At 70.5% G+C, this 26,740-nt stretch carries 26 protein-coding genes; 10 read left to right on the top strand and 16 right to left on the bottom strand.

Annotation, left to right across the window (positions count from 1 at the left end):
• Nucleotides 1–28: 28 nt before the first annotated feature.
• Nucleotides 29–955, bottom strand: coding sequence for a carbohydrate ABC transporter permease (locus tag GKS42_RS23485; RefSeq protein ID WP_154796021.1), 927 nt, complete (start codon nucleotides 953–955; stop codon nucleotides 29–31).
• Entirely contained in the window at nucleotides 952–1,950 is a 999-nt protein-coding gene (locus tag GKS42_RS23480) for an ABC transporter permease (RefSeq protein WP_154796020.1), read from the bottom strand. Before GKS42_RS23480 ends, GKS42_RS23485 begins: the two co-directional genes overlap by 4 nt.
• 132 nt (nucleotides 1,951–2,082) lie before the next feature.
• On the opposite strand from GKS42_RS23480, the gene GKS42_RS23475 reads away from it, so the two are divergent.
• Nucleotides 2,083–3,081, top strand: coding sequence for a LacI family DNA-binding transcriptional regulator (locus GKS42_RS23475; RefSeq protein ID WP_154796019.1), 999 nt, complete (start codon nucleotides 2,083–2,085; stop codon nucleotides 3,079–3,081).
• Nucleotides 3,082–3,104: 23 nt separating this feature from the next.
• On the opposite strand, the gene GKS42_RS23470 is transcribed toward GKS42_RS23475, so the two are convergent.
• The gene (locus GKS42_RS23470; RefSeq protein WP_154796018.1) at nucleotides 3,105–3,707 is read right to left on the bottom strand and encodes a HEAT repeat domain-containing protein; all 603 of its coding nucleotides are present in this window, start codon (nucleotides 3,705–3,707) and stop codon (nucleotides 3,105–3,107) included.
• A gap of 107 nt (nucleotides 3,708–3,814) precedes the next feature.
• On the opposite strand from GKS42_RS23470, the gene GKS42_RS23465 reads away from it, so the two are divergent.
• The gene (locus GKS42_RS23465) at nucleotides 3,815–4,588 is read left to right on the top strand and encodes a sugar phosphate isomerase/epimerase family protein (protein ID WP_168217966.1); all 774 of its coding nucleotides are present in this window, start codon (nucleotides 3,815–3,817) and stop codon (nucleotides 4,586–4,588) included.
• Nucleotides 4,589–4,681: 93 nt separating this feature from the next.
• Here GKS42_RS23465 and GKS42_RS23460 read toward each other — a convergent pair whose 3' ends face one another.
• The 3 genes from GKS42_RS23460 to GKS42_RS23450 are packed head-to-tail and all read right to left on the bottom strand — an operon-like array spanning nucleotide 4,682 to nucleotide 7,829.
• Nucleotides 4,682–5,533 (bottom strand): carbohydrate ABC transporter permease, encoded by an 852-nt coding sequence (locus GKS42_RS23460; protein WP_413230923.1) that lies wholly within the window; start codon nucleotides 5,531–5,533, stop codon nucleotides 4,682–4,684.
• Between the two features lie 10 nt (nucleotides 5,534–5,543).
• Nucleotides 5,544–6,500 carry a carbohydrate ABC transporter permease gene (locus GKS42_RS23455; protein WP_154796015.1) on the bottom strand — a complete coding sequence of 319 codons (957 nt, stop codon included), beginning with the start codon at nucleotides 6,498–6,500 and terminating at the stop codon, nucleotides 5,544–5,546.
• Nucleotides 6,501–6,503: 3 nt separating this feature from the next.
• Entirely contained in the window at nucleotides 6,504–7,829 is a 1,326-nt protein-coding gene (locus GKS42_RS23450; RefSeq protein WP_154796014.1) for an ABC transporter substrate-binding protein, read from the bottom strand.
• 219 nt (nucleotides 7,830–8,048) lie between these two features.
• Here GKS42_RS23450 and GKS42_RS26825 point away from each other — a divergent pair, with 219 nt between their 5' ends.
• On the top strand, nucleotides 8,049–8,171 hold the full coding sequence (locus GKS42_RS26825) for a hypothetical protein (protein ID WP_290368038.1): 123 nt from the start codon (nucleotides 8,049–8,051) through the stop codon (nucleotides 8,169–8,171).
• Between the two features lie 492 nt (nucleotides 8,172–8,663).
• Here GKS42_RS26825 and GKS42_RS23440 read toward each other — a convergent pair whose 3' ends face one another.
• The 3 genes from GKS42_RS23440 to GKS42_RS23430 are packed head-to-tail and all read right to left on the bottom strand — an operon-like array spanning nucleotide 8,664 to nucleotide 12,243.
• Nucleotides 8,664–9,584 carry a MaoC/PaaZ C-terminal domain-containing protein gene (locus GKS42_RS23440; protein ID WP_232847820.1) on the bottom strand — a complete coding sequence of 307 codons (921 nt, stop codon included), beginning with the start codon at nucleotides 9,582–9,584 and terminating at the stop codon, nucleotides 8,664–8,666.
• Entirely contained in the window at nucleotides 9,581–10,930 is a 1,350-nt protein-coding gene (locus GKS42_RS23435) for a 3-oxoacyl-ACP reductase (protein ID WP_154796013.1), read from the bottom strand. Before GKS42_RS23435 ends, GKS42_RS23440 begins: the two co-directional genes overlap by 4 nt.
• Nucleotides 10,927–12,243: an acetyl-CoA C-acetyltransferase gene (locus tag GKS42_RS23430; RefSeq protein WP_154796012.1), complete on the bottom strand. Its 1,317-nt coding sequence runs from the start codon at nucleotides 12,241–12,243 to the stop codon at nucleotides 10,927–10,929. The genes GKS42_RS23435 and GKS42_RS23430 overlap by 4 nt, the downstream gene beginning before the upstream one ends.
• A gap of 162 nt (nucleotides 12,244–12,405) precedes the next feature.
• On the opposite strand from GKS42_RS23430, the gene GKS42_RS23425 reads away from it, so the two are divergent.
• Both GKS42_RS23425 and GKS42_RS23420 read left to right on the top strand, forming a co-directional pair.
• A complete protein-coding gene (locus GKS42_RS23425) occupies nucleotides 12,406–13,107 on the top strand; it encodes a TetR/AcrR family transcriptional regulator (protein ID WP_154796011.1) in 702 nt (233 codons plus the stop codon).
• Nucleotides 13,104–15,191 (top strand): acyl-CoA dehydrogenase family protein, encoded by a 2,088-nt coding sequence (locus tag GKS42_RS23420; RefSeq protein WP_154796010.1) that lies wholly within the window; start codon nucleotides 13,104–13,106, stop codon nucleotides 15,189–15,191. The genes GKS42_RS23425 and GKS42_RS23420 overlap by 4 nt, the downstream gene beginning before the upstream one ends.
• A gap of 21 nt (nucleotides 15,192–15,212) precedes the next feature.
• On the opposite strand, the gene GKS42_RS23415 is transcribed toward GKS42_RS23420, so the two are convergent.
• Nucleotides 15,213–15,974 (bottom strand): MBL fold metallo-hydrolase, encoded by a 762-nt coding sequence (locus GKS42_RS23415; RefSeq protein WP_154796009.1) that lies wholly within the window; start codon nucleotides 15,972–15,974, stop codon nucleotides 15,213–15,215.
• A gap of 81 nt (nucleotides 15,975–16,055) precedes the next feature.
• On the opposite strand from GKS42_RS23415, the gene GKS42_RS23410 reads away from it, so the two are divergent.
• Nucleotides 16,056–16,913, top strand: a complete 858-nt coding sequence (locus tag GKS42_RS23410) for a siderophore-interacting protein (protein ID WP_154796008.1) — start codon at nucleotides 16,056–16,058, stop codon at nucleotides 16,911–16,913.
• A gap of 44 nt (nucleotides 16,914–16,957) precedes the next feature.
• A complete protein-coding gene (locus GKS42_RS23405) occupies nucleotides 16,958–17,986 on the top strand; it encodes an LLM class flavin-dependent oxidoreductase (protein WP_154796007.1) in 1,029 nt (342 codons plus the stop codon).
• 55 nt (nucleotides 17,987–18,041) lie between these two features.
• Here the strand turns inward: GKS42_RS23405 and GKS42_RS23400 are convergent, their stop codons facing one another.
• From GKS42_RS23400 to GKS42_RS23375, 6 genes are all read right to left on the bottom strand, one after another.
• On the bottom strand, nucleotides 18,042–19,028 hold the full coding sequence (locus tag GKS42_RS23400) for an aldo/keto reductase (protein ID WP_154796006.1): 987 nt from the start codon (nucleotides 19,026–19,028) through the stop codon (nucleotides 18,042–18,044).
• Nucleotides 19,029–19,054: 26 nt separating this feature from the next.
• The gene (locus GKS42_RS23395) at nucleotides 19,055–20,386 is read right to left on the bottom strand and encodes a hypothetical protein (protein ID WP_154796005.1); all 1,332 of its coding nucleotides are present in this window, start codon (nucleotides 20,384–20,386) and stop codon (nucleotides 19,055–19,057) included.
• 141 nt (nucleotides 20,387–20,527) lie between these two features.
• Entirely contained in the window at nucleotides 20,528–20,893 is a 366-nt protein-coding gene (locus tag GKS42_RS23390; RefSeq protein ID WP_154796004.1) for a DUF2255 family protein, read from the bottom strand.
• Between the two features lie 53 nt (nucleotides 20,894–20,946).
• Nucleotides 20,947–21,996, bottom strand: coding sequence for a zinc-binding dehydrogenase (locus tag GKS42_RS23385; RefSeq protein WP_174791111.1), 1,050 nt, complete (start codon nucleotides 21,994–21,996; stop codon nucleotides 20,947–20,949).
• A 55-nt stretch (nucleotides 21,997–22,051) separates the two neighbouring features.
• Nucleotides 22,052–22,939: an aldo/keto reductase gene (locus GKS42_RS23380; RefSeq protein ID WP_154796927.1), complete on the bottom strand. Its 888-nt coding sequence runs from the start codon at nucleotides 22,937–22,939 to the stop codon at nucleotides 22,052–22,054.
• 9 nt (nucleotides 22,940–22,948) lie between these two features.
• Complete coding sequence (locus GKS42_RS23375) at nucleotides 22,949–24,415, bottom strand: MFS transporter (protein WP_154796003.1); 1,467 nt, start codon at nucleotides 24,413–24,415, stop codon at nucleotides 22,949–22,951.
• Nucleotides 24,416–24,517: 102 nt separating this feature from the next.
• Here GKS42_RS23375 and GKS42_RS23370 point away from each other — a divergent pair, with 102 nt between their 5' ends.
• The 3 genes from GKS42_RS23370 to GKS42_RS23360 are packed head-to-tail and all read left to right on the top strand — an operon-like array spanning nucleotide 24,518 to nucleotide 26,689.
• Nucleotides 24,518–25,426, top strand: a complete 909-nt coding sequence (locus GKS42_RS23370; protein ID WP_154796002.1) for a helix-turn-helix transcriptional regulator — start codon at nucleotides 24,518–24,520, stop codon at nucleotides 25,424–25,426.
• On the top strand, nucleotides 25,423–25,824 hold the full coding sequence (locus tag GKS42_RS23365; protein WP_154796001.1) for a (R)-mandelonitrile lyase: 402 nt from the start codon (nucleotides 25,423–25,425) through the stop codon (nucleotides 25,822–25,824). The genes GKS42_RS23370 and GKS42_RS23365 overlap by 4 nt, the downstream gene beginning before the upstream one ends.
• A 25-nt stretch (nucleotides 25,825–25,849) precedes the next feature.
• Entirely contained in the window at nucleotides 25,850–26,689 is an 840-nt protein-coding gene (locus tag GKS42_RS23360; protein WP_232847819.1) for an alpha/beta fold hydrolase, read from the top strand.
• The last annotated feature ends 51 nt before the right edge of the window (nucleotides 26,690–26,740 follow it).

The raw sequence follows: 26,740 nt of genomic DNA, 5'->3' as shown, positions 1-26,740 counted from the left end.
GTGCGGACGGGTGTGGTGGCGAGCCGGCTCAGCCCTTGACGGCGCCGGTGAGCATGCCCTTGGCGAAGTGCCGCTGGAGGAAGGGGTAGACGATGAGGATCGGGACGATCGAGATGACGAGGATCGCCATCTGGATCGTCGTCTGCGGCGGCAGCGACATCTCGGCGCCGAGATCTTGGGCTCCGAGCTGGGTGCCGTCGACGACGTAGGTGCGGAGCACCAGCTGTAGTGGCCACAGTGCGGAGTCGCTCAGGTAGAGCATCGCGTTGAAGAACGCGTTCCAATAGCCGACCCCGTAGAACAGCCCGACGACGGCGAGCACCGGGCGGGCCAGCGGCAGGCCCATGTACCAGAACAGCTTCCACTCACCGGCGCCGTCGATGCGCGCGCTGTCCATGACCTCCTGGGGCAGTCCCACGAAGAAGGCCCGCACCACGATGACGTTGAAGGCCGACACCGACGTCGGAACGATGATGGCCCAGAGCGAGTCGAGCATGCCGAGCTGCTGCACGACCAGGTAGCTGGGGATGATGCCCGGGTTGAAGAGCAGGCTCACGAGTACGAGCAGCAGCAGCTGCCGGTTGCCGACCGTCTGGCGGCGCGACAGCGCCCAGCCGAGCATCGCCGTCAGGGACAGACTCAGGACCGTTCCGACGGCGGTGACGCCGGCGCTGATGAGCAGCGCCCTGGTGACGACGCCACCGGTCAGGATGGACCGGTATGCGGTGAAGTCGATGCCTTCGGGGAGCAGCACGAAGCCACCGGCCGTGTTGACCTGCTCGGCCGGAGCCAGGCTCGTCGAGATGATGCCGACGAATGGCAGGATCACCAGGCCGCAGACGATCGTCAGCACGATCGCCTTGACGACGGTCTCGACCCGGCCGGGGCGCGGGACGCCGTCGATCAGCGTTCCGGAGCCGGCCTTGCGCCGGCGTGGTGCAGTGGTGGTGCTCATGCGCGGTACACCCCTTCCTCGCCGAGGATGTGCGCGATCTTGTTGGCCACCAGGACCAGCACGAGACCGACCAGCCCCTTGACGAGCCCGACGGCGGCGGAGACACCCCAGGCACCACCGATCACACCGTTGTTGTAGACGTAGGTATCGAGGACTTCTGAGACGCCTCTGCCGACGGCCTGTTGCTGCAGGAGCAGCTGCTCGAAGCCGACCGACAGCGAGTCGCCGAGCTTGAGGATCAGCAGCAGCACGATGATCGGCTTCATCCCGGGCAACGTGACGTGCCAGATCTGGCGCATTCTCGTGGCGCCGTCCATCGCCGAGGCCTCGTACAGCGACCGGTCGATCTGCGAGAGGACCGCGAGGAACAGGATCGTGGCCCAACCGGTGTCCTTCCAGATCACCTGCGAGGTGATCAGCGCGTAGAAGGCGTCCGGGTTGCCGATGATGTCGACCGTGTCCCAGCCGTGACTGCGCAGGAAGTTGTTGATCATGCCTGCCCCGCCGAGCATCTGCTGGAACACGGCCACGACGATGACCCAGGACAGGAAGTGCGGGAGGTAGAGCACGGACTGCACGGCCTGCTTGACCTTGTTGGAGACCAGGCTGTTGAGCAGCAGCGCCAGGATGATCGGGGCCGGGAACACGAAGATCGTCTGCAGCAGTGTGATGTAGAGCGTGTTGCGCAGGGCGTTCAGGAACTCCGGATCGCCGGAGAACAGGATCGTGAAGTTCTCGAAGCCGACCCACAGGCTCCGCCCGATACCGAGATATGGCTGGTAGTCCTGGAACGCGATGACGTTGCCGCCCAGCGCCACGTACTGGAAGACGATCACGACGGCGATGCCGGGCAGCGCCAACAGCAGTACCGGGTGGTCGCGGCGCAGCCGCGCCCAGAAGCCCTGGCTCTCGCGGCGCTTGGGCTTGCTGGTTCCGCCGCCTGGCTCAGCGGAAGGTACAGGTGCCGGCGCGCGCGTCTCGCGCGTCGCCGTCATGAGGCGCACCGCAGTGCGGCGCGTGTGTTCGAGCGTGGTGGAAAGTCCAACACTGGCGCTCCTTCGGGCCGTAAGTGATCGTTCACTCGGACTTTAAGTGATCGTTCACTCTGCGTCAACTACAGTGAGCGCATGAGCCAATCCCGACGACGCCCGACGATCCGAGAGGTCGCCAAACTCGCCGGCGTGTCCCACCAGACGGTCTCGCGTTTCCTGCGCGACGATCCCACTCTTCGCCCGCAGACCCGCAAGGTCGTCGAGGACGCGGTGGCGGCGCTCGGGTACCGGCCGAATCTCGCTGCCCGCTCGATGCGCACCAGACGGTCCGGCGCGGTAGCGATCGTCCTGCCCACGATGACCGGGCCCGAGCGGACCGTCGAAGCCGCGGTCGAGGAGGCCCGCGCCAGCGGATTCCGGGTCGAGGTCATCATCGGCGTCGACGAGAGTGCCGCCGCGCTGAGCGCACGTGCGCGTGACCTGCTGGACAGTGGACAGGTCGAGGGTGTGCTCTCGGTGGCGCCGATCATCGCCTCGACCAACCGCACCGGTGCCGTGATCGATACCGGCGAGTACGACCAGCGGATGCGCGCGGTCGAGGCTGTCGCCGGCGACGTCGACACGATGGCGTCGCTCGTGCGAGCCCTCGCCGAACTGGGTCACCGTCATTTCCTGCACGCCGCCGGGCCGAAGGGCTGGACCTCGGCACAACTGCGGTTGCAGGGGTACCTGACCGCGATCGAGGAGCTGGGGTTGACCTCGCACGGCGAACCCGACGGGGACTGGCATCCCGAGACGGGGATCGCGGCCGTCGCGGGTATCGGTGCGGACTCGCCGGTCACCGCCGTCGTGGCCGCGAGCGATCGCATCGCGGCCGGCGTGCTGTCCGCAGCCGCGCAACGTGGCTGGGACGTGCCGGGCAGGCTCAGCGTGACGGGCTGGGACGACATGCAACTGATGCGCTACTCGACCCCACCGCTGTCAACGGTCGTCGTCGATCGGGAGAGCGCGGGGCGTCATGCCATGCGGAGACTGATCGCCGCGATCCGTGGCGAGCCCGAGCCCAAGCCTCCAGCAACCGCGCTCACCCGGATAGCCCTGCGTGGCAGCACCGGACCGCCGCCGCGACCCTGAGGCCGCGGCGCCCGCCGGGCGCGTCAGTACTCGTCCGACGGAAGGTCCACCCGGTCCGCGATCGCGGTCCGTGCTCGAGCGGCCGCCGCGCGCACCGCACGGTCCGGGTCGGACCGTGTCACATCGGCAAGCCGGCCCAGGTGCTCGTGTTCGCCCACGGCGCCCAGAGACGTGGCGGCGGCCGCGCGGACCCGGGGGACGCCGTCGTCCAGGAGCGTGGCGAGCCGGTCGGCGCCCGCGCCGACCTCGCGCAGGCCGACCACCTTCGCGGCCATCTCCCGGACCCGCCAGTGCGGATCCGTGAGGGCACCCAGCAGAGCCATGGCCGCACCCTCGGCTGCCGGTGTGCCCTCCGCCCAGCAGTAGCGCATCGCTCGGGCCGCCCACACCCGCGACCAGTACTCGAACATCGCGCCGCGGGGGCCGGTGAGGTTGCCCGGCAGAGCCGCTCCCGGGGTCCCGCCGATCCACGCGAGTGGATGAGGGCTGGTCAACGGGTCGGCGCCGGCGAGCAGGTCGGTGCACCACTCGAGCAGCTCGGAGGTGCCGAGCTCGCGCTCGGCCTGGGCAACCCAGACACTCGGATGGGCGCCCGGGTCGTCGGGGCCGTCGCTCGCCTGACTCATCCACCCAGCCTGACATGGGTCGCATCCCGGGCAAGCCCGCGCGTCGGTGCCGCGCCCACCCGCCGGATCGGCAAGGATCGTGGCATGGAAATCCTGAGGAGCATGCAGTGACCGATTTCGGAGTGATCGTGGGGACCGACGGCGTCGGTGCCGCCTGGTCGGCCGGCGTGGACTACGTGGAGCCGACGATCGTGGGCAATCTCGTGGTCCCGAGCCAGGACGGGGGGTGGATGCGCTCTCCGCACTACGACGGGGCTCTGAGCCCGTCGTTCGCGATCCTGTTTCCCGGAGAGCTGCAACTGGCGGATCCGAACTTCCCGACCGAGCGCATCGACGCCTACCTGGAGTCGGCGATGGCGATCGTCGGCTCCGCGGCCCAGCCCGGCGCCAAGATCGTGTTCGGCAGCGGTCGGGCCAGGACGCTGCCCGACGGCGTGGACGAGGCGCAGGGTCGTGCGCTGCTCGCGCGGGTGCTCACCCGGGCCCGGGACGTGGCTGCCCGGCACGACCTGCGGGTCCTCCTCGAGCCACTGCACCGCGGCGAGACCAACATGATCAACTCGATCACCGAGGCCGTGGCGTTCCTGGACGAGTTCGCCATCGCCGATGTCCAGGTGGTGGCGGACCTGTTCCACATCATGACCGAGGCGGAGCCGTTGGACGTGGTCCGGGTGGCAGGCGCGCGGATCGGGCACGCCCACATCGCCGACTCCGGGCGCATCCCGCCCGGGCAGGGGGACTGGCCGCTGGCGGCGTTCCTCACGGCACTGCGTGAGGGCGGCTACACCGGGCCGGTGAGCGTGGAGTGCCACTTCAGCGACTTCGAACCGGAGCTCCGGGACTCCCTCGCCCACCTGCGCGCGCTCGACGCGGCGGCCTGAGCCCGTCTCGGGGTCGCCCGCCGCCCGGCCGACCGTCGGACCGCACCTGTCGTCGCTGACTCTCGGCGAGCAGGTGCGGTCCTCGGCGGCCCGCTACTTGCCGCCGGTGGTGGCGATGCCCTGGATCAGGTACTTCTGACCGAACAGGAACACCAGGAACAGCGGCACGAGCGACACGATCGACATGGCGAACATCGCGCCCCAGTTGCTGCCCGAGGTTGCGTCCAGGAAGGAACGCAGGGCCAGGGGCACGGTGTACATATCCGGCGCGGTCAGATAGATCAGCGACGTGAAGAAGTCGCTCCAGGTCCAGATGAAGGTGAAGATCGCCGCAGTCGCCAGGGCCGGCACCATCAGCGGGATGATGATCCGGAAGAAGATGCGGAAATGCCCGCAGCCATCGATGCGTGCCGCTTCGTCCAGTTCGCGCGGGATGCCCCGGATGAATTGGACCATGAGGAACACGAAGAACGCATCGGTGGCGAGGAACTTCGGCAGCACCAGCGGAAGGAACGTGTTCACCATCCCGAAGGTGTTGAACACGATGTACTGGGGCACGATCACGACGTGGAACGGCAGCATGATCGTCATCAGCATGATCGCGAACCACAGGGTGCGCAGCCGGAACTTCAGCCGGGCGAATGCGTAGGCCGCGAGCGAACAGGACAGCAGGTTCCCCACCACTGCTCCCACGACGACGATGCCCGAGTTCACGATGTACCAGTCGAACGGGCGGGCCAGCGCAGTCCAGCCCTCGATGTAGTTGTCCAGGTAGAGCTCGTTGAGCCAGAGCCCCGGGGTCCGGAAGATCACGTCGGTGGGGCGTAGTGAACTGACAAGCATCCAGACGAGCGGGTAGATCATCACCAGGCTCGCGGCGATCAGCAGTGCATGTTTGCCGACCGAGCGCAGCCGGCTCACCGCATCGGGTCGTGGCCCGGCCATCAGTTCGACATCAGTCATCGTAGAAGACCCAATACTTTGCGGCGAAGAAGTTGATCGCGGTGAAGGCGGCGATGATGACGAGGAGCAGCCAGGCCATGGCAGACGCGTAGCCCATCTGGAAGTTGGTGAAGCCGCGCTCATACAGATAGAGCGTGTAGAACAACGTCGAGTCGGACGGCCCGCCGGACCCACCGGAGACGATGAAGGCCTGCGTGAAGGACTGGAACGCACCGATGACCTGCAGCACCAGGTTGAAGAAGATGATCGGGGAGAGCAACGGCAGGGTGACCCTCAGGAAGATCTTGCGCGAGTTGGCACCGTCCAGGGCGGCCGCCTCGTAGTACATCGTCGGGATCTGCCGCAGCCCGGCGAGGAAGATCACCATCGGTGACCCGAATGTCCACACGTGCAACAGGATCAGCGTCCAGAGGGCATAGTCCGGATGGGAGACGTAGCCGATGGTGGCGTCGACGCCGAGCGCCCGCAGGAGCTGGTTGATGAGACCGTCGGTCCCGAAGATCTGTCGCCACAGCAACGAGACCGCGACCGACCCGCCGAGCATGGAGGGTAGGTAGAACACGGACCTGTAGAACGGCAGCCCCCGCATGCCCTTGTTCAGAAGCAGCGCGATCCCGAGTGCGACGATCAGCTGCAGAGGCACGCCCACCAGCACATAGGTGAACGTCACCCGCAGCGACTGGTGCAGCCGGTCGTCACCGAGCATCCGCACGATGTTGTCGAACCCGGTGAAGTTCGGTGACTGGATCAGGTTGTAGTCGGTGAACGACAGGTAGAGCGACGCGAGCATCGGGCCGATCGTGAATGCGAACAGACCGACGAGCCAGGGTGCCAGGAACGCATACCCGGCCCGGTTGTCCCGGCTCGTCTCCTTGCGCCGAGCCGCGCGCTGTTCCGGGGTCTGATGACCGCCGGTCCTGAGCTTGGAGAGCTCGGAGAGGGCGCTCACGCGTCAGCCACCGAGGCTCGTGACGAGCTCGTCGTAGAAGCCGGTGGCCGCCTCCTCGACAGTGAGCTTGTCGAACAGCAGGTCACTCGAGTAGCGCAGGAGCAGGGATCCCAGCTGGCCACCGCCGGGCGGCGGCGCGATCGGGGTGTCGCCGAGCTCGGGCTCGATGTCCGCGATGAAGGCCGCGACCCGTTGCTGGGGGTCGGACAGCATCGAACTGATGTGCTCCGCGATCTCGCCGTTCGCGGGGATACCGCGCTCGGAGAGGCAGATCTCGGCGGCCTCGGTGCTGTTGACCCACCAGTTGATGACCTCGACGGCCGCCTCGGGGTTCTCGGTGCGCGCAGAGGCCGACCACAGCATCGACGCCTTGTACCAGGCCTTGCGGGTGGTGGCGTCGCCGTCGAAGCTCGGGTAGCGCAGCATCGCGTACTCGGTGCCGCCCGCGGCCTCGGCCGCGTCCAGCTGGTTCGACCAGTACATCGACATGGCCGCGGTGCCGGTCAGGAGCCGGCCCTGGTCGAACGGCAGTGAGGCCTCCTCGGTAATCTGGGAGGCCGAGGGCATCGCGCCGGCGTCGGCGAACTGCAGGTGGTACTCGAGCCACTCCGTGATGTCGGACACGTCGAAACCGGGCTGGTTGCCCTCGATGAACAGTTCCTTGCCCCGCTGCCGCAACCAGGCGCTGAGCATCACGTCGTTGGAGATGAAGGCCGTCGTGCCGATGATCTCCCCGCCGGACGCCTCGGTGATCGCGATGGCCGTCGTCAGCCAGTCGTCCCAGGTCCAGGTCGTGTCATCGGGGAGGTCAACGCCGAGTTCCTCGAACATGGCCGCGTTGAACAGGACCGAGGGGGAGTTGATGCCGGCGTTGACGCCGTAGTTCGTGCCCTCGATGACGCCGGAGTCCGCGGTGCCCTCGATGAACTTGCTGGTGTCGAGTCCGTATTCGGCGAGGTCCAGGAGTGCCCCGCGCTGCCCGTACTCGCTGATGTAGGCCATGTCCATCTGGATGATGTCGGGCGCCGTGTTCCCGGCGGTCTGGGTGGCCAGCCTGTCCCAGTAGCTGGCCCATTCGCCGGGCTGGGCCTCGATGGAGAAGTTCGGGTTCTCGGTCGTGAACGCGTCGATGGCGTCGGTCGTGTTCTGATTGCGGGTCGGGTTGCCCCACCAGGTGAGGGTCAGGGACGTGCTGTCTCCATCACCGCCGCCGCCGCCACCACCGCCGCCGTCACCATCACCGGTGTCTCCGCGGCTGCAGCCGGCGAGGCCGAGGCCGGCAGCCCCCATCGAGGCCATGGCAAGGAACTGGCGTCGTGTCGTCGTCATTGGTGTCTCTCGTCTTCATCGTTGAATCGGTCAACTAGCGCGAGCCGCCAAGATTACAACGTTGGAGAATCAAGGACAAGAGATCGCCCGAATGATCGGAAACCGATCTCTCGGACGGCCGTGCTCGCACGACGGGCGGACGCCTCCGGGAAGGATGCGCGACCTGGACGCCGACGGCGAGTACGTCACGTTCGCTGTGGACGACGCCGACTCCCGACGATGCTGGCCGAGGTCGCCCGGCTGCAGCCGAGGTCCATCGCTGCCGCACCGCCGTCGCCGGAGGAGCTCTTCCTCAGCCACTACGGGGACGAGCTCGCCGCGCTGAACGGAGCGGGACGATGACCACCGCGACCCTGGCGGGTGGGCGCACCCAGGGTTCATCCCCGCGGCCGCGAACACCCTCGGTGGCGCCGTCTGGACGAAGATCTGGATCACCGGCGCCGTCGCTCTGGCCTTGGGCGTGGCCTTCCTGGTGACCTGCAACGGGCGTGGCGAGGAGGAGCTGGGCCGCACCGAACTGCTCCGGTCCCGCAGGCTCGGGATCCATGCGCAGTCGTCGGCCGGATACGCCGTGGTGACCGCCCTCAGCCCTGATCGCCGGTGTGGGCATCCCCCCGTCCTCGATCGTGTTCGGGCTGGATCCGGAGGGCACGGGCGCCACCGGCTCCGCGGTGCTCGGTGGTGATGACCGCCGTCGCGGCCGGTGCGGTCGCGGTGGGCCTGGTCAGGTTCGCCCGCCGGGACGTCACCACGGCTTGACCTCGGCGCACCTCGGGCCGGGCCGACGGGCCTGGCTCGAGCCCTGTGCAGCGGACCGGCGCCACCGGGTACGGCTCACGGCAGCGGCTGGACCGCCCCGGAGAAGTGCCGGGTGCCGGTTCTCGGGTCCCAGCCCAGGAACGTGGTGCCCGCATCGCTGGCGGTCAGATTCAGGGCGACCTGCCCGGGCAGGTAGACCGGCTTCCGGAACTCCACCTCCCACGTGAACGCGTCGCCCCGCGCCGGACCGACGGCGGCCAGCGCTCGCGATGCCGTGTACATCCCATGCGCGATCGCCCGCTTGAAGCTGAAGAGTTTCGCGCTCAGCCCGGACAGGTGGATCGGGTTCCGGTCCCCGGACACGTCGGCGTAGCGCCGGCCCGTCGAGGCGCCGAGGCGCCAGTTCGCGGTCGCCTCCGGCAGCGGCGTGTCGGTGGGGTACGCACCCGAGGAGGCGCCGCCGTCGGCCGCCTCCACCAGAGCCAGTCCCTTGAGCGGCTTGCCCTTGGCCAGGTAGGTGGACACCCCGCGCCACAGCACGTCCAGGCCGTCGGCCTGGCCGACCTCGGTGACCAGGTCCACCTGGGTCCCCGAGCGGTGCGCGCGCAGGTTCTGCGCCCACGCCCGGACGGTCAGCACGTCCTCGGCGTGTACGGGGTGGCGCTGCTGGACCTGGTTGGCCACGTGCACCATGCCCATCAGCGGCAGCGGGAAGTCCTCCCGTGCCATCACGGCCATGGCGACCGGGAATCCGAGCACGTGAACGTACCCGGCGGGCAGGGTGTCCGAGCCGGCTTCGCCGAGCAGGTGCTGGTAGGCGGCCAGCTGGGCCCGGTCGACCCGCACGTCGTCGACCCGGTAGGAGATCTCGGGCAACCGGGCCACGATCGGGCCGGGCCGGCGCACCATCAGGCGGGCGGACCGGGCCACGGCCTGCCCGTAGAGCGAGGTGAGCGAGGGAACCTCCGGCAGGAGCTGCTCGCGGCGGGTACTCACTGGCCCACCAGGTTCTGCCCGCACACCCGCAGCACCTCACCGTTGATGCCACCGGCCTGCGGCGACGCCAGGAACGCGATCGTCTCGGCGACGTCAACCGGTTGGCCGCCCTGCTGCAGCGAGTTCAGCCGGCGGGCCACCTGGCGGGTCAGCGCGGGGATCCGCGCCGTCATCTCGGTCTCGATGAAGCCCGGTGCGACGGCGTTCGCGGTCCCGGCCCCGTGGGCGAGCCGCGGCGCGAGGGCTCGGGTCATCCCGATCACGGCGGCCTTGGAGAACCCGTAGTTCGTCTGACCGCGGTTGCCGGCGATCCCCGACGTGGACGCGAGCGAGACGAGCCGCAGCCCGTCCGGGCTCAGGCCGTCCGTGGCCAGGAACGCCTCGTTCATGCGCAGCTGCGCATGAACGTTCACGGCGACCACCGAGTCCCAGTGGTCCGGCTTCATGTTGGCGAGGAGCTTGTCCCGCGTGATCCCGGCGTTGTGCACGACGATGTCGATCCTGCCGTACCGGGACCTGGCCCGCTCGATGATGCGTGCGGCGGCGTCGGCGCCGGTGATGTCGAGCTGCAGCGCGATGCCGCCGACCTGGTTCATCACCGAGGCCAGTGATTCCCCGGCCGCCGGCACGTCCACGCCGAGCACCTGTGCGCCGTCGCGGTGCAGCACCCGGGCGATCTCCGCGCCGATGCCGCGCGCGGCACCCGTCACCACGGCGACCCGCCCCTGGAGCGGACGCGTCCAGTCCGCCGGTGCGACGCCGTCGGCCGTGTTCACGTGGACGAACTGGCCGTCCACGAACGCCGAGCGGGCGGACAACAGGAACCGCAGCGCCCCGACGGCGGAGGGCGCGTCGGGGCTGATCTGGTCGCCGAGCACGATTCCGTTGCCGGTCGCACCGGCGCGCAGCTCCTTCGCGATCGAGCGGAGCAGGCCGTCCACGCCGGTGCGCACCGCTGCGACGGCCGGCTCGTCGTGCGGGCCGGCGGCCCGGGAGACGGTGACCACGCGGCCACCGGGGGCGAGCGAGCGCAGCACCGACCCGAGCGCGAGGACCCGCTGGGAGGCCTGCTCGGGCCGGGTCAGGTCGGTCAGGACCACCACGACGGCCCCGATCCGGCCATCGGGGACGTTGCGGTGCACGTCCAGGTCCCAGCCGAGCAGCGTCCGGGCGACCGCGTCCGTGTCCGGACCCTCGCCGATGACCAGGGCCCGGCCCGGGATGAGCGGGGTATCGACGGCGGCCGGGTCGGTGCGGCGCAGGTGTGCCGGGCGTGGCAGTCCGAGCTTCTTCGCGAGCGTCTTCGTGACGCCCGAGTTCACGAGCTCGAGGTAGGCGTCGCTCATGCTGCTTCCAGGATCATCGCGACGGCCTGGCCACCGGCGGCGCAGACGGAGATGAGCCCGCGCACTCCTCCGCCGTCGGGCCGGGCCTGCTTCGCCCGGGACAACAGGCTGGCCAGGGTGCCGACGATCCGCGCGCCGGTGGCGCCGAACGGGTGCCCCGCGGCCAGCGATGAACCGGCCACGTTGAGCACGGCCGGGTTGAGCTTGCCGAGCGGGGGCAGGCCGACCTTGGAGACCATGAACTTCTCGTCCGCCCACGCGGCCGTGGTGGTGAGCACGGTGGAGGCGAACGCCTCGTGGATCTCGATGAAGTCGAAGTCGGCGAGGACCAGCTTGTTGCGGTGCAGCAGGCGCGGCACGGCGTAGGCACCGCCCATGAGCAGGCCCTCCTCGCCGCGGACGAAGTCGACCGCGGCGGCCTCGGCGTCGACCACGTGCGCAAGCACCGGCAGGCCGCGCTCGGCGGCCCACTCGTCCGTGCCGAGCAGAACGGTCGCGGCGCCGTCGGACAGCGGTGTCGAGTTGCCCGCCGTCATCGTGGCGACGCCCTCACCGAGGCCCTTGCCGAACACGGGCTTGAGCTTCGCGAGCTTCTCCGCGGACGTGTCCGAGCGCAGCGACTCGTCCCGGACGAGGCCACGGTAGGGGGTGATCAGGTCATCGAAGAGGCCGTCCTCATATGCCTGCGCAAGGTTCGTGTGGGACGCGAGGGCGATCTCGTCCTGGGCCTCACGGGTGATCTTCCACTTCAACGTGGTGAGCGCCTGGTGCTCGCCCATCGACAGCCCGGTGCGGGGCTCGGCGACGTCCGGGGCAACGGGAGCCAGGTCTCCGGGGCGGATGCTCGCGACCAGCTTCAGCCGGTCCGGCAGGGTCTTGGCGCGGGAGAGCTTGATGAGGGTACGGCGGAGCCGGTCGCTGACCACGATCGGGGCGTCGGAGGTGGAGTCGACACCGGCGGCGATCCCGGAGTCGATCTGGCCGAGCGCGATCTTGTTCGCGATCGCGGTGACCGTCTCGAGGCTCGTGCCGCAGGCGCGTTGGACGTCGAACGCCGGGGTCTGCGGGGACAGCGCGGACCCCAGGACGGCCTCGCGGGTCATGTTGAAGTCACGGGAGTGCTTGAGCACTGCGCCGCCGGCCACGTCCCCGAGCCGCTCGCCCTGCAGCTGGAACCTGGCCACGAGTCCGGAGAGGGCGGCGCCGAGCATGTCCAGGTTGGTGGCGTTGGCGTACGCGCCACCGGCCTTCCCGAAGGGGATGCGGTTGGACCCGATCACCGCGGCGCGGCGGGGGCTGGAAGTGCTGGGCATGGAACTCCTCGTTCTGATCGTTGCGACTCGGAACTGATGGTCGTGGTCGTGCTCTGATCGTGTCCTGATCAGGCGCCGGATCGCATCCGGAGCCCGGCGTGTCAGGTGCGGCTCCCGCATCGACACGTGCCTACTACCAACAGTACCTGATACTCTCAGTACGTGAGTAGGGCCACAGTCACCACGACACCGGCGGAGCCGCAGGGCTCCGATGCGGACGGCCGCTCGCGCCGATGGGACGCCCACCGTGCCGAGCGCCGGGCCGAGCTGTGCCACGCCGCGCGCCGGGCCGTCCACCACGGCGGCGCCGAGCTGTCGATGGATGAGATGGCCGCCCAGATGGGCACGTCGAAGTCGATCGTGTACCGGTACTTCACGGACAAGGCCGGCCTGCGGTCCGCCGTCGGGGCCATGGTCCTGGCGGAGATGTCCGGTGCGTTCGAGGAGGCCGCGCACGGCGCCGGCAGCCCACAGGATCGGCTCCGCGCGATGGTCGGGATCTACGTCGGCACCCTGGCGCAGTCGACGAACGTCTACCGGTTCGTGACCCGGTCCGGTGACGGCGCCCCCGGCCCGGACGCGGACGTCTCCGACTTCCTGACCACCCTCACCGACTACGTCGCGGCACCGCTGCGTGAGGTACTGACCGGATCCACGTCCGACCCGCGTCTGGCCGACGCCTGGGCGGCCGGCGTGGTCGGGTTCGTACGAGGTTCGGCCGAGTCCTGGCTCGCCCTGAACCCCGTGGACCGCCTGGACCCCGACCGCCTCGTGGTCCTCATCAGCAACTGGCTCTGGGCCGGGGCGAGCGCCCCGCTGCCCGGCATCACCCGGATCTCGACAGTTCCAACGGAGGAAGCATGAGCAGCACCGCCAAGCCCACCACCCCCGCGCGTCTGCACTTCGACACCGCGGTCGTCGCCGATCTGGTGGACGGCCGCTGGGCCCAGATCCGCCGCGAGATGCGCGAGTGGATGCTGGACGAGCGGTTCCGCAAGATCGAGGGCCAGCCCTACCGCGAGCACCGCGCGCGCGTCCTCGAGCAGGCCAAGCTCCTGGTGGAGAACGGCTTGGTGCAGCGGGCGTTCCCTGAGCGGCTGGGCGGCTCGGACGACCCGGGCGGCAACATCGCGGGTTTCGAGGAGCTCGTGGTCGGGGACCCGTCCCTGCAGATCAAGGGCGGCGTCCAGTGGGGTCTGTTCGCGGCGGCCATCCTGCACCTGGGCACCGACCACCACCACGACACGTTCCTGCCCGGCGCCATGGACCTGACCGTGCCCGGCTGCTTCGCGATGACCGAGATCGGGCACGGCTCCGACGTCGCCGAGCTCGCGACGACCGCGACGTACGACCCGCGGACCGAGGAGTTCGTGATCAACACCCCGTTCCGTGGTGCGTGGAAGGACTACATCGGCAACGCCGGTGAGCACGGCACGGCCGCGGTGGTGTTCGCGCAGCTGATCACCGGTGGCGTGAACCACGGTGTGCACGCCTTCTACACCCCGATCCGGGCCGCGAAGGCGGATGGCACCACCGGTGACTTCCTGCCCGGCGTGCGGGGCGAGGACGACGGCCTCAAGGGTGGCCTGAACGGCGTCGACAACGGCCGGCTCGCGTTCGAGAACGTGCGGATCCCGCGGACCAACCTGCTGAACAGGTACGGGGACGTCACGCCCGAGGGCGAGTACTCCTCACCGATCGACAGCCCCGGGCGGAGGTTCTTCACCATGCTCGGCACGCTCGTCCAGGGCCGGGTCTCGCTCGGCGGGTCCTCGGTGGCGGTGTCCAAGATGGCGCTGGCCACGGCGATCCGGTACGGCAACGAGCGCCGCCAGTTCACCGGCGCCGACGACACGGTGGAGACCGTGATCATGGACTACCAGCAGCACCAGCGCCGGCTGCTGCCGCTCCTCGCCCGTACCTATGCGGCCCAGTTCACGCACAACCAGCTGCTGCAGCGCTTCCACGAGGTGTTCTCCGGCGAGTTCGACACCGACTCCGACCGCCAGGACCTCGAGACCCTCGCCGCCGCGTCGAAGCCACTGAGCACCTGGCTCGCGATGGAGACCATCCAGACCGCCCGCGAGGCCTGCGGCGGCGCCGGCTACATGGCCGAGAACAAACTGGTCGGCCTGCACCAGGACATGGACGTGTACACCACCTTCGAGGGCGACAACACGGTGCTGCTGCAGCTCGTCGGCAAGCGGCTGCTCGCCGACTACGGCCGGTCCATGGCGAAGATGGACGTCGCGGGAGCGGTGCGGTACGTGGCCGACCGCGCGGTGGACATGACCCTGCACCGGACCCCGCTGCGCCGCGCCGCGCAGTCCATCCAGGACTGGGGCTCCAAGGCCCGTTCCGCCGGTGAGCTCCGTGATCCGGAGGCCCAGCGCGAACTCCTCGAGGACCGCGTCGAGACCATGATCGAGGGCATCGCCACCTCGCTCCGGGGCGCCAAGGGTGCCTCGCCCGAGGTCGGCGCCCAGGTGTTCAACGACAACCAGCACGAACTCATCGAGGCGGCCCGCGCTCATGGCGAACTGCTCCAGTGGGAGGCGTTCACCGAGGCGCTCGCCCGGATCGAGGACCCGGACACCCGCCAGGTGCTGACCTGGCTGCGGGACCTGTTCGGGCTGGTGACCATCGAGAAGAACCTCTCCTGGTACCTGATCCACGGGCGGATCTCGACCCAGCGGGCGGCCACCGTGACCTCCTACATCAACCGGCTGCTGCCCCGCCTGCGGGTGCACGCCGCCGACCTGGTGGAGGCGTTCGGCTACACCGACAAGCACATCGGCGCCACCATCGGCACCGGCGTGGAGGCCGAGCGCCAGGCACAGGCGCGCGAGTACAAGCGTCAGCAGCGGGCGAGCGGCAACGAGCCGGTCACGGAGAAGGCGCTCCGGGCCAAGGAGAAGGCGGAGCGCAGGACCAAGGTCAACGCCTGACCGAGGCCCCATCGCGCGTGGTCAGGTGGCTCGCCGGTTGGCCGCGTGCTCCTCGCGCAGCCAGGCGGGACCGGCGGCCAGGCGCGGGTCGTCGTCCGTAGGCTCGCGGGACAGTCCGGCGAGGTAGGCGCGGTCGGCGGTCAGCCGGGCCGTGGGGGAGTCGGCCGTGCCGGCCAGAGCCGGGTGCCCGTGCCCCGGGATGAGCACCGCCGCCCTCTCGACGTACGGCGCGAGCCGGTCCAGCCCCCGCGCGTAGGCCGCGAGCCCGGTCTCGCCGGCCAGCGGGATCTCGAGGTCGGAGAGCATGTCACCGGCGATCAGCACGTCCACCCCGGGCAGCCATAGCGCCCCGTGCCCGGGCGCGTGCGCGTCGTGCGCGACGACCTCGGCGACGCCTCCCGCCCAGGGCAACGCCCCGCCGTCGTACGCCGTGACCTGGCCCGCGAGCGGCCGCAGGTCCGCCGCCAGCGCGGCGCGTACCTCGTCGATATGCCCGACGGCGGACCTCGCCGCCGCGGTCGTGGCAAGTCGCGGAGCGGTTCCGAATCGCTCGTGCCAGAGCAGGTGGTCGTGGTGGGCGTGCGTGGACCAGCCGAGGACCACGCGCAGCGACCGCGCGGCGAGGAGCTCGGCGATCGCGTCGAGTTCGTCGGCGTGCCAGGCGGGGTCGACGAGGACGGCCTCACGCCAGTCGTGCAGCACCGTGGTCGTCGTGTGCATCGTGCGCGAGGTGAGCACGATGACGCCCGCAGCCGGTTCCAGCGGGTCGGCGGCATGGTCCATCGGATCAGTGTGACGCAGGCCCCACCGCCCGCCCTCGAGGACCGGGTTAGGGTGGCCTTGGTCTAAGTCGAGGAGTTCGTCATGTCCCAGCCTGAGCCCAACCGCCGTGGAGGGTCCGCGATCCGGGCCGAGGTGGTCTCCGCCGAGAACGTCACCCCACAGATGCGGCGAGTGGTGCTGGCCGGTCTCGACGGGCAGCCGCTGCCGATCGAGTTCAGCGGGCTGACCGACTCGTACGTGAAGCTGGTGCTGCCGCGGCCCGGTTCCGGGGTGAGCGAGCCGTTCGACCTGGACGAGGTCAAGGGGACGCTTCCCGCCGAGCGGTGGCCGGTGCTGCGGACCTACACGATCCGCGCCTGGGACGCCCAGACCGGCCGGATGACCCTGGACTTCGTGGTCCATGGCGATGAGGGGATCGCCGGGCCGTGGTCGGTCGCGGTGGAGCCCGGGGACGAGGTGCAGTTCCGGGGTCCCGGCGGCGGGTACGCGCCGGATCCCACGGCGGACTGGCACCTGTTGATGGGCGACGAGAGCGCGCTGCCCGCGATCGCGGCAGCCCTGGAGGCGATGCCGACGGACATCCCGGTGCGCGCGTTCATCGAGGTCTGCGACCCGGCCGAGGAGCAACCCCTGCTGACGGCCGCGCAGGCGCAGGTGCGGTGGATCCACCGGGAGACCTCACCGCGCCCGCCGGGGGTGGAGCTGGTGGAGGCCGTGCGGGAGCTCGAGTTCCTGCCGGGCCGGGTGCAGGCCTTCGTTCACGGGGACGCGGACGTGGTCCGCGAGATCCGCTCGTACCTGCGCTTCGAGCGGCGCCTGCCGACGGCGGACCTGTCCATCTCCGGCTACTGGCGCCGGGGCCTGGACGACGAGGGGTGGCGGGCCGCCAAGCGCGAGTGGAAGGCGGCCGTGGACGCCGAGGAGGCGGCGCACGCCTGAGCGGAGGCGAGGAATACCGCCGATCGGCGCGAGGTTGACTGGCGATGAGCTCCCGCAAGAACATCGGATTCCTGTCCTTCGGGCACTGGACCCCGCATCCCACCTCGGCCGTCCGGACCGCCGCCGACGCGCTGCTGCAGAGCATCGATCTCACCGTTGCCGCGGAGGAGCTCGGCGCGGACGGCGCCTACTTCCGCGTGCACCACTTCGCTCGGCAGCTCGGCTCGCCGTTCCCCCTCCTGGCCGCGGCCGGTGCCAGGACGAGCCGCATCGAGATCGGCACCGGGGTGATCGACATGCGCTACGTGAACCCGCTGGCGTTCGCCGAGGACGCCGGCGCCGCAGATCTCATCGCAGGCGGCCGGCTCCAGCTCGGGATCTCGAGGGGTTCACCGGAGCAGGTCGTCGACGGCTGGCGCCACTTCGGGTTCGCGCCTGCCGAGGGGGAGACGGACGCGGACATGGCGCGCCGGCACACCGAGGTGGCGCTGAGGATCCTTGCCGGCGAGAAGTTCGCGGAACCGAACCCACGGCCGATGTTCCCCAACCCACCCGGTCTGCTCCGGGTCGAGCCGTACTCCGAAGGGTTGCGGCAGCGCATCTGGTGGGGCGCGGGTTCGGACGCGACCGCACGCTGGACCGCCCAGGAGGGAATGAACCTCATGTCCTCGACGCTCAAGTTCGACGAGTCGGGCGAGCCGTTCCACGTGCAGCAGCGCAAGCAGATCGATGCCTACCGCGCGGAGTGGGCCGAGCACGACCACGGCTTCGAACCGCGCGTGTCGGTGTCGCGCTCGATCTTCCCGATCGTTGACGACCGTGACCGCAGCTACTTCCTCGGCAGTGGCGACCGTGGGGATCAGTTCAGCCAGATCGACGGCACGCGGGCGGTGTTCGGCCGCTCGTACGCCGACGTGCCCGAGGCCCTCGTCGCCCAGCTCCGGGGTGACGAGGCGATCGCCGCGGCCGACACCGTGCTGCTGACGGTCCCGAACCAGCTCGGCGTCGACTACAACGCGCACGTCCTCGAGTCGGTGTTCACGCACGTCGCGCCCGAGCTCGGCTGGCGCTGACCGGTACCGCCGGGCGCGGTGAGGCCCACGCCCGGCGGTGCCTGCGCCGTCTGCGTCAGATGCCGACCATCGCCATGCCGGCGTCGTTGTAGCGGTTGCCGCTGACCGGGATGCGGTCGGTGAGGGCGTCGAGGTCGGCGACGTCGTCCGCGGACAGCGCGACGGCGGTCGCCGCGGCGTTCTCCTCGACGCGAGCGATCCGTCGCGTGCCCGGGATCGGGACGATCCACGGCTGCTTCGCGAGCAGCCACGCGAGCGCGATCTGACCGGGGCTCACGCCCTTTGTCGCCGCCAGCGTGCGGACGTGGTCCACGATCGCTGCGTTGGCCGCCAGGTTCCCGGCCTCGAACCGGGGCACGCGGTTGCGGATGTCGCCCTCGGCGAAGCTGGTGGACGTATCCACGGTGCCGGTGAGGAATCCCTTGCCGAGCGGGCTGAACGGCACGAACCCGATGCCGAGCTCGGCGAGCGTGGGCAGCACCTCGGGCTCCGGGTCGCGGGTCCACAGCGAGTACTCGCTCTGCACGGCGGTGACCGGGTGCACGGCGTGGGCGCGGCGGATCGTGCCGGCCCCTGCCTCGGAGAGGCCGAAGTGCCGGACCTTGCCGGCCTGGACGAGTTCGGCGACGGTCCCCGCGACGTCCTCGATCGGGACGTTCGGGTCCACCCGGTGCTGGTAGAAGAGGTCGATGACGTCGGTGCGGAGCCGCTTCAGGGACGCGTCGGCGACCCGGCGGATCTGCTCCGGGCGGCTGTCGACGCCGGACGACGCGCCGTCGACGATGTTCCAGCCGAACTTGGTCGCGATGACGACGTCGCCACGGATCGGCTCGAGGGCCTCGCCGACGAGTTCCTCGTTCACGTAGGGGCCGTAGGCCTCCGCGGTGTCGATGAACGTGACGCCGCGTTCGACGGCCCCGCGCAGCACGCCGATCATGTCGTCGCGGCTTCCGGGGTTGGGTCCGTAGCTCTGCGACATGCCCATCGCGCCGAGGCCGATGGCTGAGACGTGGAGGTCGTGTCCGAGGGTGCGGGTGTGCATGGTGTCTTCCTTCTGGTTCGGTGTTCCTAGGGCAGGAGGTTCGCGAAGAGGTGCCGGCCGATGTTCTCGAGGGCCGCCTCGTCGTTGGTGAGACCGACGTAGCCGCTGCGGTCGACGATGGCGATGTCATCGGCCGCCTCGGCCCGCTCGAGCAGCCCGGTGACCCAGGAACGCTGGTGCTTGTAGACCGCGACCCGGACGCCCCTACGGGCCAGTTCCAGGACGACGTCGGCGAGCGCTGCCTTGGCCTGTTCGACCGTGGCGTCGGGCTCCGCGGCGCGCGCGTCGTCCCAGTCGGGGTCACCGGCGAGCCGCAGGCTCTCCAGGGCGGGCATGTCCAGCAGGAACGCGCCGTCGGCGCCGTCCAGGTCGAGCCGCATCCGCCGCACGGCCAGACCGACGAGGGGGGTCAGGTCCGCGTTGCGGGTGGTCCGGGTCAGATGCAGTTCGGTCAGCTCTGGCAGGCCGAGGATCGGTTCGACCCCGAGCAGGCCGGGCGCTCCCTCGGCGCCGACCCTGAGCGTGCGCAGGCCGGTGCACTCGGCCAACGGAGAAAGGTCGGCGCCGTCGGTGAGGACCACGTCCAGGCTGGTCAGGTCGGGTACGGCGCCGATGCCCTCGATCGACGGGGCCACGCCGAGGTCGAGCGTGTACGGCGCCTGGCGGAACATGGTGGCCGCGAACTCGCGGCGGTCGAAGTTGCCCCACGCCTTGTGCAGCTCGTCGAGGACGGCGTCCGGATAGCTCTCCTGCGCGTACCGCCCGAGCACCGTCAGCGCCGCCGGGGTGGCGATCGCGCCCAGGGCGCGGATCGCGGCACTACGGCCCGCCGCCTTCTGGCCCGGATGCGGGGCGAGGTCGGCCGGGTCGACGTCCGGGTGTGCGGCCAGCCACCGCTTCACCTCCGAGACCTTCTTCGGGAGGTCGGGTCCGGGCACCGCGGGAGCGGGCGGCTTCGCGAGGTCGGTCGCGTGCTTGGCCGCGGCGCGACGGATCGAGGCAAGCTTCCTCGCGACGTTCGCATCGCCGTCGAGAAGGCCGGCCATGCGGTCCACGACGCCGACGTCCACGCGCGCGGCCAGGGTCAACAGCCCCCAGAACTCCTGGGGCTGGGACGTCAGGAACCTGATCTCGAGGTCGGGTGACGGGGCCAGGCCCAGGGCTACGGCGAGCCCGGCGTCCTCCACCAGCGCCAGCGCCGCCCGCTCGGCGGGCGGGTCGCCGGCGGACTTGGCCATGCCCTTGATGGCATTGGGCTGGTTCGAGAAACCATTGATCCGGTCCAGCAGCGCTTCGGCGGCGTCGGCGCCGAGATACGTGCTCAGGCCGGTCTGGATCGGGTCGTCGGAGTTGTCCATCGGGGTTCCCCCATGAGTCGCGGGTGTCGGTTCCGGGCCGAGCGCCCGACCATGCACGAGGCTAGGGGCCCTCCGCGTCCCATCGACCCGCACCGCACCGGAGCGACCTGCCGATCCGGTGCGAATGCCGGAGGCTGCCGATCACGTCGGGTCGACCCGCAGAGTCGTCGCCGTGGCGACGGCGTTCGTGATCGCCCGGACGGCGGAGCTGCTTCCGTACTTGGCGCGGTAGGCGGCGTCGATCGCCGGGTCGTGGGTGTCGTCACGGGTGAAGGTCACCTCGGCGTGGACGCCGCCGGCGTCGATGACGCCGGTGCCGGTGCGCTGCACGCCGCGGTACCAGGCACCCTCCTCCCCGCGCACCGAGCGGAGGTACAGGGCGTCGTCCACGACGACGTGCCAGACGATGCGGGAGTTGCGCAGGCTTCCGTCGGGCCGGTGCGCGGCGACGTCGAGTTCGCCGACGGCGTCGATGGCGGCGAGGTCGGCAGGGTTCCAGGCGGTCATTGGAGTCTCCTCGGGTTCGGACGGTGCGGGGGGCGCGCCCCCACACTCCTCGGTCACGGGCGGACGAGCACCTTGAGGGACTCGCGCGAGTCCATCAGCCTGTACGCCTCGGCGATGTCGTCGAGGGAGGTCTCGGCATCGAACACCCGGCCAGGATCGAGCCGGCCGCCGAGCCGGCCGTCGAGCACCTGGGCCAGGGCATCCTCGAGGTAGGCCCGCACGGGTGCCGGACCGCCGTTGAGGGTCGCGTTCTTGCCGAACAGCGACCCGAAGCCGACCGGGGCGTCCTCGTACTGGGGCACCCCGACGCGGGAGATGACCCCGCCCGGGCGCAGCACCCCGTAGGCCTGCTCGTAGGCGGGCATCAGGCCCACGGCCTCGAGCACCACGTGGCTGCCCTCACCGCCGGTGAGTTCGACGACCTTGGCGATGCCCTCCGCGCCGCGTTCGGCGACGACGTCGGTCGCCCCCCACTCGCGGCCGAGGTCGGTGCGGACGGTGTGGCGGCCCATCAGGATGATCCGTTCGGCGCCCATCTGCTTCGCGGCGAGGACCGCGGACAGGCCGACCGCGCCGTCACCGATCACGGTGACGGTCCGGCCCGGGCCCACCCGGGCCATGTGGGCGGCGTGGTAGCCGGTCAAATAGACGTCCGCGAGGGTCAGGAGTGCGGGCAGCCGCGCCTCGTCGACGTCGGTGGGCAGCTTCACGAGGGTGCCGGAGGCCTGGGGCACGCGGATCTTCTCGGCCTGCGCGCCTCCGGTCTGCCAGTTCCCGTAGAAGCCGCCGTGCGGGCACGCGGTGTGGAACCCGTCGCGGCAGATCGGGCAGGTGTTGTCCGCCCACGCGAACGGGGAGACGACGAGCTCGCCCGGTGCCAGGTCGGTCACCGCGGCACCGATCTGGTCGACGACACCGATGAACTCGTGGCCCATCGGCCGGCCGGTCTCGTCGGCGGGCATGGAGTGGTAGGGGTGCAGGTCCGAGCCGCAGACGCAGGCCAGGGTGACCCGGACGATCGCGTCGGTCGGTTCGAGGATGGTCGGTTCGGGGACGTCGACGACGCGCACGTCGCCGGCTCCGAACATGAGTGTTGCTCGCATTCAGTGGTGCTCTTTCGGTTCGAGTGGGGTTTGGTGTGGTGCCCGCTGCGCGACCTCAGGCCTCGGGGATCGGGCGTCCGAACGTCTCGAGGGTGATCGCGGCCGGGTCGGGCCCGCCGCGCACACCGGTGTCAAGGGCGTCGATCCGGGCAAGGTCGGCGTCGGTGAGTTCGAGGTCGAGGACGTCGAGGTTCTCCTCGATCCGGTGCGGGGTGACGGACTTCGGGATCGCCGACCGGCCCTGCTGCAGGTGCCAGCGCAGCATCACCTGAGCGGGGGTCCTGCCGTGCTCGGTGGCGATCTCGACGATCGTCGGATCCTCGAGGGTGCTGCGGTGGTCCCCGTCGCGGTAGAAGGTGATTCCCCCGATCGGTGACCAGGCCTGGGTCACGATGCCGTTGGCAGCGTCGAGCGCCTGCACCTCGGGTTGCTGGAAGTAGGGGTGCACCTCGATCTGGTTGATGGCGGGCACAACCGTCGCGGTCGCCAGCAGCGCCTCGAGGTCGGCCGGCATGAAGTTGCTGACGCCGATGGCCCGGACCTTGCCCTGCGCATGCAGCTCTTCGAGAGCCCGGTAGGCCGCCAGGGTGCGGGTGAAGTCGGTGGTCAGCGGCTGGTGCAGGAGCAGCAGGTCGATCACGTCGATGCCGAGCTTGCCTGCGCTCTTGTCGAACGCGTGCAAGGTCTGCTCGTAGCCGTAGTCGCTGATCCAGACCTTGGTCTCGATGAAGATCTCGGACCGGTCGATGCCGGAGTTGCGGATCGCGGCACCGACCTCGCGCTCGTTGCCGTACGCGGCGGCGGTGTCGATGTGTCGGTAGCCGGTGCGCAGCGCCGTCTCGACGGCGGCGACTGTCTCCTCGGGTGGGGTCTGAAAGACGCCGTAACCGAGGGCGGGCATCGTGACGCCGTTGTTGAGGGTGAGGTTGGGGATCTGGTTCATGGTCACTCGCTAGACGGTAGAAGGGATCGGTCGGTCGGGGGAGGCCCTGTTGGTACCCGGCTCGGTGGAACCTCCCGGCGGCGGAGGTTGTGGCCGGCGACGGGCGGGCAGGACGAGGGCGAGGGCGGCGACCAGCGCCCCGGCGAGCAGCACGGCACCGGCGAGCATCGCCGTTGGGTAGCTGCCGGCGACAGCGAGCACCAGGCTCATTCCGAGCGCACCGCCGAGCTGGTGCACCGAGTTGACGACGCCCGAGGCGGCGCCCGCCTGCGCGGGCTCCACGCCGGCGATCCCGGAGGCCGTCAGCGGGGCGAAGGCCAGGCCCTGACCGGCGCCGATCAGCACCATCGGCAGGGCCACGCCGACCAGGTAGGACCGTTCGGCGGTGATCGTGGAGAGCCAGGCCATCCCGGCCACCGCGAGGACGAGCCCGGCGACGAGGAGCGTCGGCCCGCTGGTGCGTCGCTGCAGGCGGGGCACGGCGACCGCGACGGCGAAATTGACCACCGTCATCGGGAAGAAGGCGAGGCCGGCCGCAAGCGCGGTCAGGCCGCGCTCGTCCTGCAGGTACTGGCTGGTGAACAGGAAGAAGCCCATCATGGCGCCGATGAACAGCATCCGGGCGAGATAGGCGCCGCTGCGCTCCCGACTGGCGAAGAGGCTCAGTGGCATGACGGGCTGGGCCGCGCCGCGCTCGACGGCGACGAGGGCGCCCAGGAGCACTACGCCCCCGGCCAACAGGCCAAGGGTGGGGAGGTCGGCCCAACCGTACTCGGCAGCACGCACGAAGCCGTAGGCGACTGCGGCGGGGCCGAGGGTGGCCAGCACGGCGCCGGCGAGGTCGAACCGACCCGGGCGGCGTGGGGTCTCGGGCAGTGCCCGCAACCCGGCGATCAGCATCGCGATCCCGATGGGGACATTGATCAGGAAGCCGGCCCGCCAACTGACCAGATCGGCCAGCAGGCCACCGGCGACGAGGCCGACGCTGGCGCCGATCCCGGCGACGGCTCCGTAGGCCGCGGTCGCACGGTTGCGCTCGGCGCCCTCCGGGAAGTTCGCGGTCAGCAGGGCCAGCGTCGACGGGGCGAGCACCGCGGCGCCGAGGCCCTGGGCGGCGCGTGCCCCGATCAGCCACCCACCGGTGGGCGCGAGGCCCACGGCCACGGAGGCCAGCGTGAACACCACCAGGCCGAGCACGAACATGCGGCGCCGACCGAGGAGGTCGCCGGCCCGGGCACCGAGGAGCAGCAAGCCCCCGAACGTGAGCAGGTAGGCGTTCTGGACCCACGCGACGGCGGTCGCGGACAACCCGAGCTCCGTGCGTATGCGCGGCAGTCCGGTGATCACGATCGAGTTGTCGAGGATCACCATGAAGTAGCCGACCAGGATGATGGCCAGGATCGCCGCCGGCGATCCGGCGCGTGGCGCCGCTGGTGGCGATGCCGGGCCGACCGGCGTGGTTGTGCTCGTTGTCATGGTGACCATTCCACGCTCGCAGCGGGCTACGGGGGAGTCCCCGTTGTTCCGGGTACCGCCAGGACCTCCCACCAGGGCCGGTTGCGCCGTACCGTCGTGGACATGGACCTGAAGGCAGAGACCCGCGAGTTCCTCGCCACCCGGCGTGCCCGGATCACCCCGGACCGCGCCGGCCTGCCCGCCTATGGTGGCAACCGTCGCGTGCCCGGGCTGCGCCGCGAGGAGGTGGCGATGCTCGCCGGCGTGAGCGTCGACTACTACACCCGGCTGGAGCGCGGGAATCTCGGCGGCGTCTCGGAGGAGGTGCTCGAGGCCCTCGCCGAGGCGCTGCAGCTCGACGAGGCCGAGCGCTTGCACCTGTTCGACCTCTCCCGCGCCGCGAACGCCTCCGGCGCCGCCCGCTCGCGTGCCCGCCGCACGCCCGCACCGACCCTGCGGCCGGTGGTGCAGCGCGTCCTGGACTCGATGGTCATGACACCCGCGTTCGTGCGGAACGGCCGCCTGGACGTGCTGGGCGCGAACCTTCTCGGCCGCGCGCTGTACTCCCCGATGTACGACTCGCCGGAACGGATCGCGAACCGTCCGGTCAACACCGCCAGGTTCCATTTCCTCGACCTCACGGCCGCGCACGCCTTCTGGGGCGAGCGCTGGGAGAAGATCGCGCACGACGCGGTCGCGATCCTGCGCGCCGAGGCGGGACGCAACCCCTACGACCAGGGCCTGACCCAGCTCGTCGGTGAACTGTCCACCCGCAGCGAGGACTTCCGTCGGATGTGGGCCTCGCACGACGTACGCCTGCACCAGAGTGGGACGAAGGTGTTCCATCACCCCGCCGTCGGGCGCCTTGAGCTCGACTACGAGGCGCTGCCGCTGCCCGCCGACCACGGTCTGCAGATGAACGTCTACACGGCCGCCCCCGGCTCGCCGTCGGCGGACGGCCTGAAACTGCTCGCGTCCTGGGCCGCCACCACGCTGGCCGAGGCCGACTCCCATGCGAAGGAGCACCGATGAGGATCCTGCCCAAGCCCACCACCGCGAAGACCCCGCCGGAGCGGTTCACCGGTGACGTCTGGCTGGACATGCTCGTCACACCACAGGAGGGCGACCAGCGGATGACCGCCGGTCTGGTCCGGTTCTCGCCCGGCGCGCGCACGGCCTGGCACTCGCACGCCCGTGGCCAGTACCTGCACGTGGTGTCCGGGGTTGCCCTGACCGGCACCCGGGACGGCCAGGTGCTGCGCGTCAGCGCGGGTCAGACCGCGTACTGCGCGCCGGGCGAGGAGCACTGGCACGGCGCCACGCCGGAGGACTTCATGGAGCACGTGGCGTTCACCGAGAACGCTGACGACCCCGCGCAGACCACGGTCTGGCTCGAGCACGTCACCGACGAGGACTACCGCTCCGCCTGATCGGTAGCGCGATAGCCTGCCCGCCGTGGACATCGTGGAGATGAACGACGGTGCGCAACTGGCCACGTGGACCGTGCCGACTCCCCGGGTGGACGCCGATCGCCCGGCGGTGATCCTCGTGCACGGCGGCCCCGGGCTGTGGGACTACCTCGAGCCGGTCGGCGCCCTGCTCGGCGGACTCGCCACGGTGCACCGCTACGACCAGCGCGGCTGCGGGCGCTCGGCGCCGTCGGACGCGCTCACGATGGAGCGGTTCGTCGCCGACCTCGACGAGCTGCGGGTCACGTTCGGGCACGAGCGGGTGGTGGTGATCGGGCACTCGTTCGGCGCCACGCTCGCGCTCGCCTACGCAGGCACGCACCCGGACCGGGTCGCGGCCCTCGGCTACCTCGACGGCACCGGCATCGGTGACTGGCGCACGGCGTCCCGGGCCGAGGAGGCGCGACGCCGGGCGCCCTGGGCCGAGCGGTTCGCCGCCCTGGACGGGCGTGAGCGCACCCGCGCCGAGGAGACCGAGTGGCGCCGGATCCAGTGGGCCAGCGACTACGCCGACCCTGTCGCCGGCTACGACCTCGCACGGGCGATGGCCGAGGCGCCGCACGAGATCAACCGCGTCGCGAACCGGAGCCTGATGGCCTTCGGCGACGCGGACCAGATCGCCTGGGCGGCCACCGCCGGCTGCCCGATCACGTTCGTCCACGGCACGGCGGACCCGCGGCCCGCGGAGAACGTCGTGGCCCTCGCGGGCTATGCCCACCGGCCGCGCAAGCGCATCGTCTCCGGTGCCGGTCATCTGCCGTGGGTCGAACAGCCGGAGCAGGTCCGCGAGATCCTCCACGAGATCGTCCTGACCGCCCAACCGTGACGGCCCCGCGTGTCATGCCGTCGACCATTCTTCGAATGTATGTTCGAATGG

It is taken from the genome of Occultella kanbiaonis, assembly GCF_009708215.1.
Taxonomy (GTDB): Bacteria; Actinomycetota; Actinomycetes; order Actinomycetales; family Beutenbergiaceae; genus Occultella; species Occultella kanbiaonis.
The sequence above is the reverse complement of the archived record's forward strand: the minus strand, read 5'-3'. Positions and strand labels throughout refer to the sequence as shown.